The sequence below is a fragment of the Microbacterium sp. R86528 genome (assembly GCF_044596335.1).
Classification (GTDB): Bacteria; Actinomycetota; Actinomycetes; order Actinomycetales; family Microbacteriaceae; genus Microbacterium; species Microbacterium marmarense.
On sequence record NZ_CP138996.1, the window covers coordinates 2,687,178 to 2,701,069 of the forward strand.

Sequence of the window (13,892 nt, forward strand, 5' to 3'; positions counted from 1 at the left end):
CGGCCCGCATGTCAGACGCCCTAGACTCAACGGGTGACCTCGAACGACGCTTTTTCGCCAGACTCTCACCGCGCTGATCTTCATAAAGACCCGGCGCGCGTCAGCGGAATGTTCGACGAAGTCGCCGCGGGCTATGACCGCACCAACACGGTGCTCAGCATGGGCAATGACCGGCTGTGGCGAGCTGCAACCACTCGCGCAATCGCCCCGAAGCCTGGGCAGCGCATTCTCGATCTCGCAGCAGGCACCGGCGCATCAAGTGTGGCGCTGGCGCGCAGCGGCGCCACGATCGTTGCCGCTGACTTCTCGCGCGGCATGATCGCCGAGGGTGTTCGTCGCTATGGTCCGTCAGCGGCGGGCGGAGGCGTCGAAAACCTCACGTTCGTGCAGGCCGACGCAACCGAGCTGCCGTTCGCCGACAACGAGTTCGACGCGGTCACCATGTCGTTCGGTCTGCGCAACGTCAACGAACCGAAGAAGGCGCTGCGCGAGTTGTTGCGCGTGACCAAACCGGGCGGCCGAATTGTCATCTGTGAGTTCTCGCAGCCCCCGTCGCCCGCGTTCCGTGGCCTGTACCGTTTCTACAACGACCGCATCCTTCCCGTGGTCGCAAAGTCTGTGAGCTCAAACGCTGACGCTTACGACTACCTCAACGAATCCATCAAAGACTGGCCCGACCAGCCGACCCTTTCGGCGTGGCTGCGTGAAGCAGGCTGGAGCGACGTCGCCCATCGAAATCTATCGATGGGGATCGTCGCGCTTCACCGTGGCTGCAAGCCCAACGGTGCAAGCTGATCTCGCTTAGCCGTACCAGCGCTAGGCTGGAGTGGTGACATCGTCGGCTCCAAGCACGCGCATCGCGAGCAAGCTGGGCTTGAGCGACCGAATCTTCGCCGGTCCCCGCTCGCGCCGGCTTTTGTCGACGGTGGAGGCTGGCCTTGAGCGTGTGGATGCCGCGCTTGTGCGTGAGCTCGCTATGGCAGATTCTCTCGCGAACGCGACCAGCCGCTATCTCTATGACGCCGGCGGCAAGCGCGTGCGCCCGATGCTCGCTCTGCTGACCTGCCAACTGGGCGACGGCGCGACCGACAAGGTGATCGATGGGGCCACAGCCCTTGAGATGACCCACCTAGGTTCGCTCTATCACGACGATGTGATGGATGCTGCAGACAAGCGACGAGGTGTCCCGGCGGCTCACGAGGTGTGGGGCAACAACATTGCCATTCTCACCGGCGACCTGCTTTTCTCGCGTGCCAGCCAGATCATGGCACGGCACGGTGAGGCTGCTATTCGTCTGCAGGCCGACACGTTTGAACGGCTCGTGATTGGGCAGATGCACGAGACCACAGGTGCCCAAGACGACGATGACCCGGTTGAGTTCTATCTGCGGGTGTTGGCAGACAAGACGGGCTCGCTGATTTCTGCGGCAGCACGAACTGGCTTGACGTTCTCGAACGGACCCGCTGAGCTCGAAGGGGCGTTGACCGTCTTTGGCGAGAAGGTCGGTGTGGCGTTCCAGTTGCTCGACGACGTGATCGATCTGTCGGCTGACCCCGACGAAACAGGCAAGGTGCCCGGCACCGATCTGCGAGCAGGCGTGCCGACAATGCCCTACCTTCTGCTGGCACAGCGTTCAGACACTTCGGCCACAGCACTTCGCGAACGTATTGATGACGGCGTCGCGCAGATCGCAGACGGTGCTGATCCGGCGCTGTTAGATGATGCGCTCGCCGAACTGCGCGACCACGAATCGACGCAGGCCACGCTCGACCTTGCACACCGCTGGTCGGCGGAATCGATTGACGCGTTGGCGCCGCTGCCTGATGGCGCAGTGCGCGACGCACTGACTCGTTTTGCACGGGCAGTCGTCGATCGCTCTCGCTGATCTACCGCTGGTTCAGTGATCAAAGGGGAATCATGACGAAGCTGCGACTCGCAATCGTAGGTGCCGGACCGGCGGGCATCTATGCTGCCGACATCATCCTCAAAGCAGAGCGCAAGTTCGATGTGTCGATCGATCTGTTCGAGCACCTGCCCGCACCGTATGGATTGGTGCGCTACGGCGTCGCGCCCGATCACCCCCGCATCAAGGGGATCGTCACCGCGTTGCGCGGGGTGCTCGACCGTGGCGACATCAGACTGTTCGGCAACGTGCGCTTCGGCGAAGACATCACCCTCGAAGACCTGAAGAATCACTACCATGCGGTGATTTTCTCGACGGGAGCGATTCGAGACACCGATCTCGACATCGAAGGCATCGACGCCAACGGTTCCTATGGCGCAGCGGATTTCGTCAGCTGGTTCGACGGGCACCCCGACGTGCCTCGGGAGTGGCCGCTCGATGCAGAGTCCATTGCAGTCATCGGCAATGGCAATGTGGCGCTCGACGTCGCACGCATGCTTGCCAAGCACGCCGACGACCTGCTGCCCACCGAGATTCCCGCGAACGTGCACGAGGGTCTGGCGGGCTCACCCGTCACTGATGTGCACGTGTTCGGTCGCCGCGGACCTGCCCAGGTGAAGTTCACGCCGCTCGAACTGCGTGAGCTCGGTGAAATGCGTGACGTTGACACCGTTGTGTACGACGAAGACTTCGACTACGACGAAGCCTCGAAGGCCGCCATCGCCAGCAATAAGCAGGTCATGGTGATCGACCGAATTCTGCAGTCATGGCGAAAGCGCCCGTCCGTCAACAATGAGGGTGGCGACTGCTCGCGACGCCTACACCTCCACTTTTGGGCCAAGCCTGTCGAGGTGAAGAAAGATGCTTCCGGTCGGGTGAGTGCGTTCGTGTACGAGCGCACTCGTCCAGACGGCGAGGGCGGCGTTGTCGGCACCGGAGAGATTCGAGAACTTGAGGTGCAGGCGCTCTATCGCGCGGTGGGGTACTTCGGGTCGCCGTTGCCTGGCGTGCCCTTCGACACACGACATGGCGTGATCCCCAATCACGAGGGGCAAGTGCTGCGCAACGACTCGAACGAGCGCGTTCCTGGCGTCTATGCCACCGGCTGGATCAAGCGCGGACCCGTGGGGCTGATCGGCCACACCAAATCCGATGCGATGGAAACCGTGCGGCACATTATCAACGACCAAGGTTCGTGGTGGCAGCCCGCCGATCCCTCAGAAGCAGCGATTGTTGAGTTGCTTGCCACGCGCGGCGTGAAGTGGACCGATCTTGAGGGTTGGCACCGGCTCGACGAGCATGAGATCGCTCTGGGCGCTGATCAAGAGCGCGCGCGTGTCAAGGTCGTGCCACGCGATGAGATGGTGCGCGTTTCGCGCGGAGGCTAGCGCCCGACCGCCGGTCGGAACCACGCTCCTCGCGCGACTAGCTACACATTGACAATCGTCTATCCGACTACTATCGGAAGATGCCTCATGAGAGTTCACCGAGCGAAGCGTGGGAGCCGCATGCGCGGCTACAGCGAACCGCCGGTGCAGGCAGTTCAGATAGATGAGCTTCTATCCGTGTCACATAGAAGACCTTCTATGTGAACGAGTGGTAAACGAGGGTCGACAGGTCGCCGAGCATCTCTCGGCGGTGGGGCGAGAGATGCTCAGCTCCGTGCGCGCGGGTCAAGAAAGACCCCCAACGTCTTAAGACGCTGGGGGTCTTGGCGGGGTGTGTCCGCTACGGATGAGCCGCTGAGGGGGTGTGGTCGCTGCGTGACAGGGCATCACGCGGTCATGCCCTGGTGGCGGCCAGCGACTCAGCGGTAGTTGATGAACTGCAGGTCGACTTCGAGGTCGGCCGCCTTGAGCAGGCGCTGCACCTCTTGCAGGTCGTCACGGCTCTTTGACTGCACGCGCAATTCGTCGCCCTGGATCTGCGACTTGACACCCTTGGGGCCTTCGTCGCGGATCAGCTTGCTTATCTTCTTCGCGTTCTCAGACGAGATGCCGTCTTTGATCGTCGAAACGATGCGGAATTCTTTGCCGCTGGCGAAAGGCTCGCCTGACTCGAGGCTCTTCAGCGAGATGCCGCGTTTGACGAGCTTGGACTGGAAGACATCGAGAACAGCCTTCGCACGTTCTTCGGTGCTCGCCTTGACCAGAATTGATTCGCCGCTCCACTCAACCGAGGCGCCAGTGCCCTTGAAGTCGTAGCGCTGCTCGACCTCCTTGCGGGCCTGATTGAGGGCGTTCTCTGCCTCTTGGTGATCGACCTTGCTCACGATGTCGAATGATGAATCTGCCATGCGCGGAAGTCTATCCGTGAGCCGTTGTTGTTGCGCGTTGGTTTTATGCAAGCGATTCCACTCGCCGCTTTGATCACAGGAGGATATCGAATCATCTTGCGGATTTGATCTACGAGAATCTCGTGATAAGAATGTAAGCGCTTGCATTCGCGGGCGGAAGAACGGCCTTCTACGGTGCTGCGGCGCTGGCGTCGGCCGGTCGCATCCATTGACTTTGAGAGAGGCACACACCAATGAAGGTGAACAACAAGAGCATCGCGACGTTCGGCGCGATCGTGGCTGTTTCATCGCTGGCCCTTGTCGGCTGCGCTGGCGAAGGCTCCACGACGACCGACGACGACACGGCAGCACCCGAGATGACCGGTTCCATCACCGTCTGGGTGGATGCAGACCGGGCGGGCGTACTGGAAGAAGCCGCCGCTGACTTCACGGCGCAGACCGGTGTCGACGTCGAACTCATCCAGAAAGAGTTCGGCGAGATCCGCGACCAGTTCGTGCAGCAGGTTCCGACCGGCGAAGGACCCGACATCGCGGTGGGTGCGCATGACTGGCTCGGCGTGCTCGCCACCAACGGTGTGGTGGCGCCCGTGGAACTCGGTGACAAGTCCTCGGACTTTGAACAGGTCGCGGTGGACGCCTGGGCCTACGACGGCCAGACGTACGCTGTGCCGTACGCGATCGAGAACATCGCCCTCATTCGCAATACCGACCTCGCTCCCGAGGCCGCCGCAGACTATGACGACATGATCGCCATGGCTCAGGCCGCGGGCACCGAGTACGAGTTCCTGGTGGGCCTCGACCCCGAGCAAGCCGACCCGTACCACCTCTACCCGTTCCAGACTTCGTTCGGCGCTCCAGTCTTCGGCAACAACGCCGACGGCAGCTACAACGCCGATGACCTTCAGATCGGCAACGACGGCGGCGAGGCGTTCGCAACCTGGCTCGGCGAGCAGGGTGCAGCCGGTGTTCTGAACACCAACATCACGGGCGAGCTCGCACTTGAGAACTTCACGAGTGGTGGCGCGCCGTTCTACCTGACCGGGCCTTGGAACGTTCCGGCGATCGAAGAAGCTGGCATCAACTTCTCTGTCGATGCCATTCCTTCGGCAGGTGGCCAGGACGCGCAGCCGTTCGCCGGTGTGCAGGGCTTCTTCCTCTCGTCCGAGAGCGAGAACCGCCTCGCCGCTAACGAGTTCCTCGTGAACTACGTGGGATCTGAAGAAGTGCAGACCGCGCTCTATGAGGTTGGCGGTCGCGCTCCTGCACTCAGCTCGGCCTTCGACGCGGCCGTCGCCAGCGATCCCATCGTTGCCGGGTTCGGCGAGGTCGGCGCGAATGCCGTGCCGATGCCGTCGATTCCAGAGATGGGCGCGGTATGGGAGTTCTGGGGCGTCACCGAAGCTGCCATCATCAACGGCGGCGACCCTGCGACGCTGTGGGATCAGATGGCAACCGACGTACAGAGCGCCATCGAATAAGCAATCGCTCAGTGGGGCGGCACCACCGGTGTCGCCCCGCTGTTCGGCCCATGTAGTCTCCAAGTCGAGGGATGCCAATGACGACCCCCACCACCGAAGACCGCGACCTCGCGGTCGACGCTCAGCGGACCAAACGCTCGGCCCGCGCCGCACGGATGGCAGATGCCGCCGCGGCAGGCTGGAAAGTGCTGCTGGTCAAGATCGTCGCGCTCGGCGTCATCGATGCGCTCGCGGTGTACTCGATCCTCGTGCTGCTGCAGAGCGACCAGTGGGTCGCTGCGGGCGTAGTGTTCGCTGTGACGGCCTACGCCAACTGGATCTACCTCAGTCGCGGGCACTTGCCAGCCAAATACTTGATTCCTGGCCTGGTGTTCCTTTTCGTCTTTCAGATTTTCGCCGCGGGCTACACGGGCTACGTTGCGTTCACGAACTACGGCACCGGTCACAACAGCGACAAAGACAGTGCGATCAATTCGCTCATGCTGTCGGCACAGGAGCGCGTGCCCGACTCACCCGCCTACGGACTCACCGTCGTCGAACAGCTCGGCGAATTCTCCTTCCTGGTTACCGATCCCGACGGCACCGTCGAGATCGGTGGCGAAGAACGTCCGCTTGAGCCGGTCACGGGTGCCGAGATGGACGGAAGCAAAGCGGTCGCGATCGACGGCTACACTTCGCTCGGCTTCGCAGAGATCGTCGCCAACCAAGAGGCCATCGCCGACATCGCGGTTCCGATCAGCGACGACCCGAACGATGGGGCGCTGCGCACCCCCGACGGATCGTCGGCCTACGTCTATACCTCGAAGCTCGTCTATGACGAGCAAGCCGACACGATGACCGACACCCGCACCGGTACGGTGTATTCCGACCAGGGAACCGGCGCATTTGTCGCCGACGACGGCTCGGAGCTGAGGCCGGGCTGGCAGATCTTCGTGGGCTTCGACAACTTCGTGCGGGCTTTCAGCGAAGAATCTATTCGCGGTCCGTTCTTGTCGGTGTTGGTATGGACCTTCGTCTTCGCGTTCTTCTCGGTTGCAACGACGTTCGTTCTCGGACTCTTCGTTGCGATCGTCTTGAACGATCCGCGTATGAAGTCGAAGAAGTACTACCGGCTGATTATGATCCTGCCGTACGCGTTCCCCGGATTTCTCTCGGCGCTCGTCTGGGCCGGAATGATGAATCAAGAGTTCGGCTTCATCAACGTCGTACTTCTCGGGGGAGCCGACGTGCCGTGGCTCACCAACGAGTGGCTGGCGAAGTTCAGCATCCTGCTGGTGAATCTCTGGCTCGGCTTTCCCTACATGTTCCTCATCTGCACGGGAGCGTTGCAGGCGATCCCCGACGAACTGCAGGAGGCCGCGCGCGTCGACGGTGCGACTGCGTGGCAGGTTTTCCGCAACATCAAGCTGCCGCTGCTGTTCGTCGCGGTTGCGCCGCTGTTGATCGCGTCCTTCGCCTACAACTTCAACAACTTCAGCCTGATCTACATGCTCACCGGTGGCGGACCACGCGATGCGGCGGCCGGCGTTAACGTCGGCGCGACCGACATCCTCATCACGATGGTCTACAAGGTCGCGTTCGTCGGTTCGACGGCCGACTACGGCCTGGCCAGCGCGTTCTCGATCATCATTTTCCTATTGGTGGGCACGATCTCGGTGATCGCCTTCCGGCGCACCAAAGCACTCGAGGAGATCAACTGACATGAGCAACCTCAGACCCGGTGCCCCCGCGGCGCGTGGACTCATCGACAACGTCGCCGCACAAGACGACGAACTGGCCGCCAGCACCTCGGGGCGCGGTACTGCGGGCGTGCGCGGTGTCGCCGCAGCCCCGCGTCGTCCGTTCAAACGGTATTTTCGCGAGACCGGATGGCGTCACCTCGTGGCAATTGCCATCTCGCTGTTCGCGATCTTTCCTCTGCTGTACGTCTTGTCGGCGTCGCTCAACCCTGGCGGCACGCTGCTCACGGCGAACTCCCTGTTCTCCAATACGAGTATCGACAGCTACCTGACGCTGTTCTCAAGCGACCGGCAACCCTACGGTGCGTGGTACATCAATACCCTCATCATCGGGCTGGTCACAGCAGCCGGCACGGTTCTTCTCGGAGCACTCGCCGCATATTCGTTCTCGCGCATGCGGTTCACCGGACGCCGATTCGGTCTCACGACGCTGCTCGTGGTGCAGATGTTCCCGCAGATGCTCGCGATGGTCGCCATCTTCTTGCTGATGGTCGCTATCGGCGACGTATTCCCGGCGATCGGGCTCAACAGCCAGATCGGGCTCATCATGATCTATCTCGGCGGCGCGCTGGGTGTGAACACCTACCTCATGTACGGCTTCTTCAACACCGTGCCTTCATCGATTGACGAGGCTGCGAAGATCGACGGCGCCGGCCACGCACGCATCTTCTTCACGATCATCCTGCGTCTCGTCGCGCCGATTCTCGCGGTCGTGGGCCTTCTCAGCTTCATCGGCACCTCGAGTGAGTTCGTGCTGGCCAGCGTCATCCTCATCGACCCCGAAAAGCAGACGCTGGCGGTCGGACTCTACAAGTTCATATCTGACGAGTTCTCGAAGAACTGGAGCGTGTTTGCGGCGGGTGCTGTGCTGGCCGCAATCCTTCCGGTGGCGCTCTTCCTCGCGCTGCAGCGCTACATCGTGGGAGGTCTCACCGCGGGCAGTGTGAAGTAGTCGAGTGGCGCGGTGTGATCGCGGCCGACCCGGTGTGGACGATGCGCGTTCGTGTCGCGCCGCGCGATACTCGGTAGTGAGCGCCAGTGCCGCGTTCGACCGCGAACTGGTGGCGGCAGTTGCGGCATCCTGAATCCGACAACTGAACAACAACTCAAGGGCTCTGTCATGGCGGCTGCCGTGCAACCACGTCGATCATTCACACGAAAGGCACCCCTATGACAACCCTTCACCCTCACCACGACGGTTCGCCGCTATACGTATCGAACCTTGAGCCTGCCCTCGGTGATCGGGTAGCCGTTCGCTTGCGTGTGCCAGGCAGCTATGCACCGCTATCCGCGGTCCGCGTGCGCTCCAACCCTGACCATGAGCCGGCATGGGCCGAAGCTCAACACCTCGGCACGGTCGACGGGTGGGACTGGTGGCAAGCAGAGATCGTCGTCGCAAACCCGCGCCATGGCTACCGTTGGCTTCTCGTGCATAGTGAGGGCGGCGCCGAGTGGCTCAATCAGACAGGTTTGCACCACATCGAGACTTTGGATGCCGAGGACTTCGCCCTCGTCGCCAACGCCGCACCTCCGGCATGGCTGAACGAAGCCGTGATGTATCAGATCTTTCCGGATCGTTTCGCGCGCTCGGCCGGTGCCGACGGACGGGAGCTGCCAGAGTGGGCGATTCCCGCAGAGTGGGATGACCCGGTCAATGGCGTCATGCCACATCGCACCGACCAGTTCTACGGCGGCGACCTCGACGGCATCATTGAAAAGCTCGACCACCTGGAAAAACTCGGCGTCAATCTGGTCTACCTGACGCCCGTGTTCCCCGCAGCATCCAACCACCGATACGACGCGTCAAGCTTCGACGAGATCGATGAGCTGCTCGGCGGCGGCGAGGCGTACCAGCGGCTGATCGACGCGGTTCATTCCAGGGGCATGCGAATCATCGGTGACCTCACCAGCAACCACTCGGGCGACCAGCACGAGTGGTTTCAGTCGGCTTTCGCGCATCCGCAAGCACCGGAGTCCGAGTTCTACTATTTCGAGAACGAACAGAACACGGAGTACGTCTCGTGGCTCGGCTACCCCAGTCTGCCCAAGTTCAACTGGGCCTCAGAACAGCTGCGCGAGCGCTTCATCACGGGCGAACAGTCGGTGGTGGCAAAGTGGCTGAAGCCGCCTTATTCGACGGATGGCTGGCGCATCGACGTCGCCAACATGACGGGGCGACTAGGGGCCGTCGACCTCAACGAAGACGTACGTCGACTGCTGCGTGACACCATGCATGCCATCAATCCCGATGCGATTCTGTTGGGCGAGTCGACCAATGACGCGGCAAGTGACCTGCAGGGCGATGGATGGCACGGTGCGATGACGTACCCGTCGTTCACGCGGCCCGTGTGGGGTTGGCTCAGCGAGCCGACGCACGAGCCCTATCTCGATGGCGACGCGAACACGCTCACAGAACCGTGGTTCTTCGGTCAACCTCTGGGCGGAATTCCTCGCTATTCGGCGAGAGAATTCGTCGACGCGGTTGTGCGCTTCAACGCCGGAATCCCGTGGCGGGTGCGTTTGGGCAACATGCAACCGCTCGACACGCACGATACGGCGCGGTTCGCGACGAATGCCGCGCCCGGCACGGTACCCGTTGCAGTCGGGCTGGCGATGACTCTGCCGGGGCTTCCCGTGGTTTTCGCTGGTGATGAGTTCGGCCTCACCGGCGTTGATGGCGAGTGGAGCCGCAGCCCGATTCCGTGGGGGAGCGAGTCTTCACCCGAGGTCGCGCAAAGGCTGGCACTGTACACGTCTCTCATCGGGCTGCGCCGCGCGCGTCCGGCTCTGGCCACCGGAGGGCTTCGCTGGGTGCACGTCGATGAGCACAGTGTGATCTTCGTGCGCGAAGCGGCGGATGAAACCATTCTCGTCGCGGCCGCCCGTGAAGGTATCGATGCAGCGATCGGCGCCGGCGCGCTGGCGGGCGTTGGCCAAGCCGTGGAGCTGTATGGCGAAGCCACGCTCGCGCTCGCAGAAGATGGCGCGGTACTGATCTCTGCTGAAGGACCGACGTTCGCCGTCTGGTCGTTGCCGGGTGTCTCGGTGCCACAGGCGACTAGTGTTCACGCGTGAGCAGCCCCGAGAGGTTCAATGCTCTCAGCGTTGGGCTTGCCCGCGGCGTCGAAGAATCTGAGGCACTGGTGGGTCTCGTGCTGCTCGGCTCCGCGTCTGATGAAGCAGCACATCGCCGCGATGAATGGTCGGATCATGACTTTTTCGCAATCATCGCACCTGGTCGGGCGGGCGACGTCCGCCCCGATTTGTCATGGCTTCCCGATTCGAATCGCATCGCGCTCACCGCGCGTGAGGGCGATATCGGGTTCGTCGCGGTCTACGACGATGGTCATGTGTTTGAGTTCGCGTTCTCAGAAGTCGCGGAGCTTGCCAGCGCCGTCGCGGGTGAGGCAACTGTCGTTGTCGATGACGCGGCCGCCACGACGGCGACATTGATTTGTGAGTCACAAGCGCGAAGCGCCATGGCTGACGCGTTCGATCCTGAGAACGACACGCGGCTCGTGCTGGCCAAACTGTTGATCGGTGTCGGCCGGATACGGCGAGGCGAGGTGCTCAACGGAGGGTTCTTCGTGCGTCAATGGGCCACGCAGCTACTCCTGCGCGCGATACGTGGGCGGTTTGCCGACGTCTCGACGTCACAACGTGATTCTCTTGACCCAGCGCGTCGGTTTGAGAAGGACTTTCCCGAATGGGCAGCGGCAATCGCGGTGGCCCTAGAGCAGCCGGTCGAAGATGCCGCGCTGGCATTGTTTCAGCTCACGCGACAGATTCTTGAGCCGGGGTGGAGCGAGTTTCCGTCGAGGGGAGCAGACGCCGTAGCGGCACGCCTCGGTTGGCTTGAAACAGCAGGTTAGGAACATTTCACGCGCGAGTTCTCAACTCGCGGGCGCGGCAGTCCTCGATCGAGGTGATGCGATCTCTGCCCGCCAGTTGGTGGATGCTGCGATCGCTGCAGGCGTTTGGCCGAACACTCCCCAGCATGCGCGACAAGCGTCGTCGTGTCGGGCACACTGAGTGCTATGTCAGCGTTGACCACAATCGGCCTTCCCGTGGCCCTGGGCATCATCATGCTCGGCCTCGGTCTCAGTCTCACCCCCGGCGATTTCGCGCGGGTGCTGAAGCAGCCCAAGGCGGTGATAGTCGCTCTCGGGTGCCAACTGGTTTTGCTTCCGGCAATCTGTTTCGCACTGGTACTGCTGTTCCAGCTGCCGCCGATTCTCGCCGTAGGAATGATGATGCTGGCGGCGTCGCCGGGGGGCACGACCGCAAATCTCTACAGCCATCTGTTCCGGGGTGATGTCGCGCTCAACATCTCACTTACCGCAGTGAACTCGGTGATCGCTGTCGTCACACTGCCACTAATCACGAACCTGGCGATCGTGTACTTCAACCCGTTCGACGACCAGCTCGGGTTGCAATGGTCAAAAACGCTCGAGGTTTTCGCGATCGTGCTGCTGCCGGTCGCGGTCGGCATGCTGATCCGCCGCTTCGCCTCGACGTTCGCCGATGCGATGGATAAACCCGTGAGGATCGCTTCGGTGATCATCTTGGTTGTCGTCATCGCGGGAGCGGTCGCGTCCAACTGGTCTCTGCTGCTTGAAAACTTCGCCCAATTGGCGTTGATCACCGTAGTCTTCTGTCTCATCAGCTTGTCGATCGGCTACCTCGTGCCTCGCGCGATCAGAATCGGCAAACGTCAAGCCATCGCTTCGTCGTTCGAGATCGGCATCCACAATGCAACGCTCGCCATTGTGATCGCGCAGACCGTACTGGGCTCAACCGAGCTCAGCTTGCCTGCCGCGGTGTATGGCGTGTTGATGTTCTTCATCGCCTTCGGGTTCGGCTTCTTGATTCGCGATCGCACTGACGTGAACGACGCTGAGGCGAAAGCCGTGGCTGCGCCGCCGCAGAGCTAGCAGTCACGCGCGTTCGTAGACTGGATCAGGACAGTCAGGAGGTTGCAATGCGCCCACTTATCGACAGCGATGTGCGCTCGGCACTTGAGAACGCCACTGATGACGAAACACAGCTTCTGGCTTTGCCGGCTGATTTCTTGTTCACTGATTGGGACCATCTCGATTTCTACGCCTGGCGCGATCCCCAAACCCGGGGTCGCGGCTATGTCATCGCAGAAGTAGACGGTGAGCTGCGCGGTGTGGTCGTGCGTGCGGCGAGCACTACGTCGCGCGCCCGCTCGGGTCTGTGCAACCTCTGTCACACGATGCAGCCCGGCGATCAGGTGTCGCTGTTCAGCGCACGCAAGGGTGGCAAAGCAGGAGAGCGAGGGGACAGTATTGGCACGTACATCTGTGCCGATCTGTCATGTCACGAAAATGTACGTCTGGCGGCGCCGCTAGCCCCCAGCGAAATGAGAGCGAGTGTAGATATGAAGATCGATGGAACCCGGCGACGTGTGGAGAGCTTCGTCGCTAGCGTGCTCGACTCAAGCGTGGACGCCTCGTGAACCGCGTAGCGGTGGTGGGCGATGCTCTTATCGACGAGATACGCGACGACCGCGGGGTGAGGGAATTCGTGGGTGGCGCGGCGCTCAACGTCGCCGTGGGTCTTTCACGGCTTGGAGTACCCGCCGTTCTGATTGCCATGGTCGGGGATGACGACGAGGGGGAGCGCATCAGGTCTTACCTGAATGACTATGGCGTCGACCTGATCGCGACACCTGCACCTCACGGCACCGCGCGTGCCGTCAGCACCCGCAGTGCGGGCGGGGAGCCTGAGTACGTCTTCAACGAAGCCGCGCAACAGCGCAGCATCCAATTCGACTCCGCCGCTGCCGACGCGATTCGCCAGGCCCCCTTGGTGGCCGTCAGTTGCATGGCGCTCGACGATCCGAACCAGGTTTTCGGCTTGGCGACGGCGCTCGCCGGTGGCAGTGCGATGCTCGCGATCGACCCGAACCCTCGCGAAGGCATGATGCGAGACTTCTCGCTGTTCGTCAGTGGTTTCGAGCGTTTGGCCGCTCACGCCGACCTGGTGAAGATCGGCGCCGACGATGCCACGTTGCTTTACGAGGTGCCGGTTGATGCGCTGAGCGCGCGGCTGATCGAGCATGGGGCACGCGCGGTGCTCTCAACCGAGGGAGCGGCCGGCGCATCCGTTGAGTCGAACGGCGACGTCGCAACAGCACCGATTTCTTCACTGCCAGGCTCGATCGTCGACACGATGGGGGCGGGTGATGCAGTGTTCGCCTCGGTCATCGCGGCCGTGATCAGGCAGTGGCCCGAAGCCGTTCAATCCTGGTCTGAGGTTCTTCACGAGGCGATGGATGCTGCCGCTGCCACATGCCGATTTGAGGGCGCTCTGCTGCGGCTTCCGTCGGCGCTAGACGACCTGGATCTTGATCGTATCGGCACCTGAACGCACTCGATTTCTGGGAGTGCCCCGCAGGGGGTAATATTGTGGATCGCGCCTCCGGTCGACTGAAAAAGCCTGGGCGGGTG

12 protein-coding genes are annotated in these 13,892 nt (G+C 62.1%); 11 read left to right on the plus strand and 1 reads right to left on the minus strand.

Going from position 1 to position 13,892, the window contains the following annotated elements:
• Positions 1–33: 33 nt before the first annotated feature.
• Genes SJY18_RS12425 through SJY18_RS12435 form a run of 3 tightly spaced genes read left to right on the plus strand, consistent with a single transcriptional unit; the run spans position 34 to position 3,291 of the window.
• Positions 34–795, plus strand: a complete 762-nt coding sequence (locus SJY18_RS12425) for a demethylmenaquinone methyltransferase (protein WP_396667799.1) — start codon at positions 34–36, stop codon at positions 793–795.
• Positions 796–829: 34 nt separating this feature from the next.
• Positions 830–1,885, plus strand: coding sequence for a polyprenyl synthetase family protein (locus tag SJY18_RS12430; RefSeq protein WP_396667800.1), 1,056 nt, complete (start codon positions 830–832; stop codon positions 1,883–1,885).
• Positions 1,886–1,917: 32 nt separating this feature from the next.
• Positions 1,918–3,291, plus strand: a complete 1,374-nt coding sequence (locus tag SJY18_RS12435) for an FAD-dependent oxidoreductase (protein ID WP_396667801.1) — start codon at positions 1,918–1,920, stop codon at positions 3,289–3,291.
• A gap of 419 nt (positions 3,292–3,710) precedes the next feature.
• Here the strand turns inward: SJY18_RS12435 and SJY18_RS12440 are convergent, their stop codons facing one another.
• On the minus strand, positions 3,711–4,199 hold the full coding sequence (locus SJY18_RS12440; RefSeq protein ID WP_337337367.1) for a YajQ family cyclic di-GMP-binding protein: 489 nt from the start codon (positions 4,197–4,199) through the stop codon (positions 3,711–3,713).
• 233 nt (positions 4,200–4,432) lie between these two features.
• Between SJY18_RS12440 and SJY18_RS12445 the strand changes: the two genes are divergently transcribed.
• The 8 genes from SJY18_RS12445 (at position 4,433) to SJY18_RS12480 (ending at position 13,809) form a co-directional block, all read left to right on the plus strand.
• On the plus strand, positions 4,433–5,677 hold the full coding sequence (locus tag SJY18_RS12445; RefSeq protein WP_396667802.1) for an extracellular solute-binding protein: 1,245 nt from the start codon (positions 4,433–4,435) through the stop codon (positions 5,675–5,677).
• Between the two features lie 77 nt (positions 5,678–5,754).
• Positions 5,755–7,377, plus strand: a complete 1,623-nt coding sequence (locus SJY18_RS12450) for an ABC transporter permease subunit (protein ID WP_396667803.1) — start codon at positions 5,755–5,757, stop codon at positions 7,375–7,377.
• Between the two features lies 1 nt (position 7,378).
• Positions 7,379–8,368 carry a sugar ABC transporter permease gene (locus tag SJY18_RS12455; RefSeq protein WP_337337370.1) on the plus strand — a complete coding sequence of 330 codons (990 nt, stop codon included), beginning with the start codon at positions 7,379–7,381 and terminating at the stop codon, positions 8,366–8,368.
• A 218-nt stretch (positions 8,369–8,586) separates the two neighbouring features.
• A complete protein-coding gene (locus SJY18_RS12460) occupies positions 8,587–10,491 on the plus strand; it encodes a glycoside hydrolase family 13 protein (RefSeq protein WP_396667804.1) in 1,905 nt (634 codons plus the stop codon).
• Complete coding sequence (locus tag SJY18_RS12465) at positions 10,488–11,288, plus strand: hypothetical protein (RefSeq protein ID WP_396667805.1); 801 nt, start codon at positions 10,488–10,490, stop codon at positions 11,286–11,288. Before SJY18_RS12460 ends, SJY18_RS12465 begins: the two co-directional genes overlap by 4 nt.
• Positions 11,289–11,453: 165 nt before the next feature.
• Complete coding sequence (locus SJY18_RS12470) at positions 11,454–12,350, plus strand: bile acid:sodium symporter family protein (RefSeq protein WP_396667806.1); 897 nt, start codon at positions 11,454–11,456, stop codon at positions 12,348–12,350.
• A 47-nt stretch (positions 12,351–12,397) separates the two neighbouring features.
• Complete coding sequence (locus SJY18_RS12475) at positions 12,398–12,898, plus strand: FBP domain-containing protein (protein WP_396667807.1); 501 nt, start codon at positions 12,398–12,400, stop codon at positions 12,896–12,898.
• Positions 12,895–13,809 (plus strand): PfkB family carbohydrate kinase, encoded by a 915-nt coding sequence (locus tag SJY18_RS12480; RefSeq protein ID WP_337337374.1) that lies wholly within the window; start codon positions 12,895–12,897, stop codon positions 13,807–13,809. Before SJY18_RS12475 ends, SJY18_RS12480 begins: the two co-directional genes overlap by 4 nt.
• Positions 13,810–13,892 lie beyond the last annotated feature (83 nt).

Bases quoted from the DNA above. Each gene is read 5' to 3' on its own strand.
- SJY18_RS12475 (WP_396667807.1), top strand. From the start codon at position 12,398: ATGCGCCCACTTATCGACAGCGATGTGCGCTCGGCACTTGAGAACGCC.
- SJY18_RS12440 (WP_337337367.1), bottom strand. From the start codon at position 4,199: ATGGCAGATTCATCATTCGACATCGTGAGCAAGGTCGATCACCAAGAG.
- SJY18_RS12445 (WP_396667802.1), top strand. From the start codon at position 4,433: ATGAAGGTGAACAACAAGAGCATCGCGACGTTCGGCGCGATCGTGGCT.
- SJY18_RS12435 (WP_396667801.1), top strand. From the start codon at position 1,918: ATGACGAAGCTGCGACTCGCAATCGTAGGTGCCGGACCGGCGGGCATC.
- SJY18_RS12470 (WP_396667806.1), top strand. From the start codon at position 11,454: ATGTCAGCGTTGACCACAATCGGCCTTCCCGTGGCCCTGGGCATCATC.
- SJY18_RS12455 (WP_337337370.1), top strand. From the start codon at position 7,379: ATGAGCAACCTCAGACCCGGTGCCCCCGCGGCGCGTGGACTCATCGAC.
- SJY18_RS12460 (WP_396667804.1), top strand. From the start codon at position 8,587: ATGACAACCCTTCACCCTCACCACGACGGTTCGCCGCTATACGTATCG.
- SJY18_RS12450 (WP_396667803.1), top strand. From the start codon at position 5,755: ATGACGACCCCCACCACCGAAGACCGCGACCTCGCGGTCGACGCTCAG.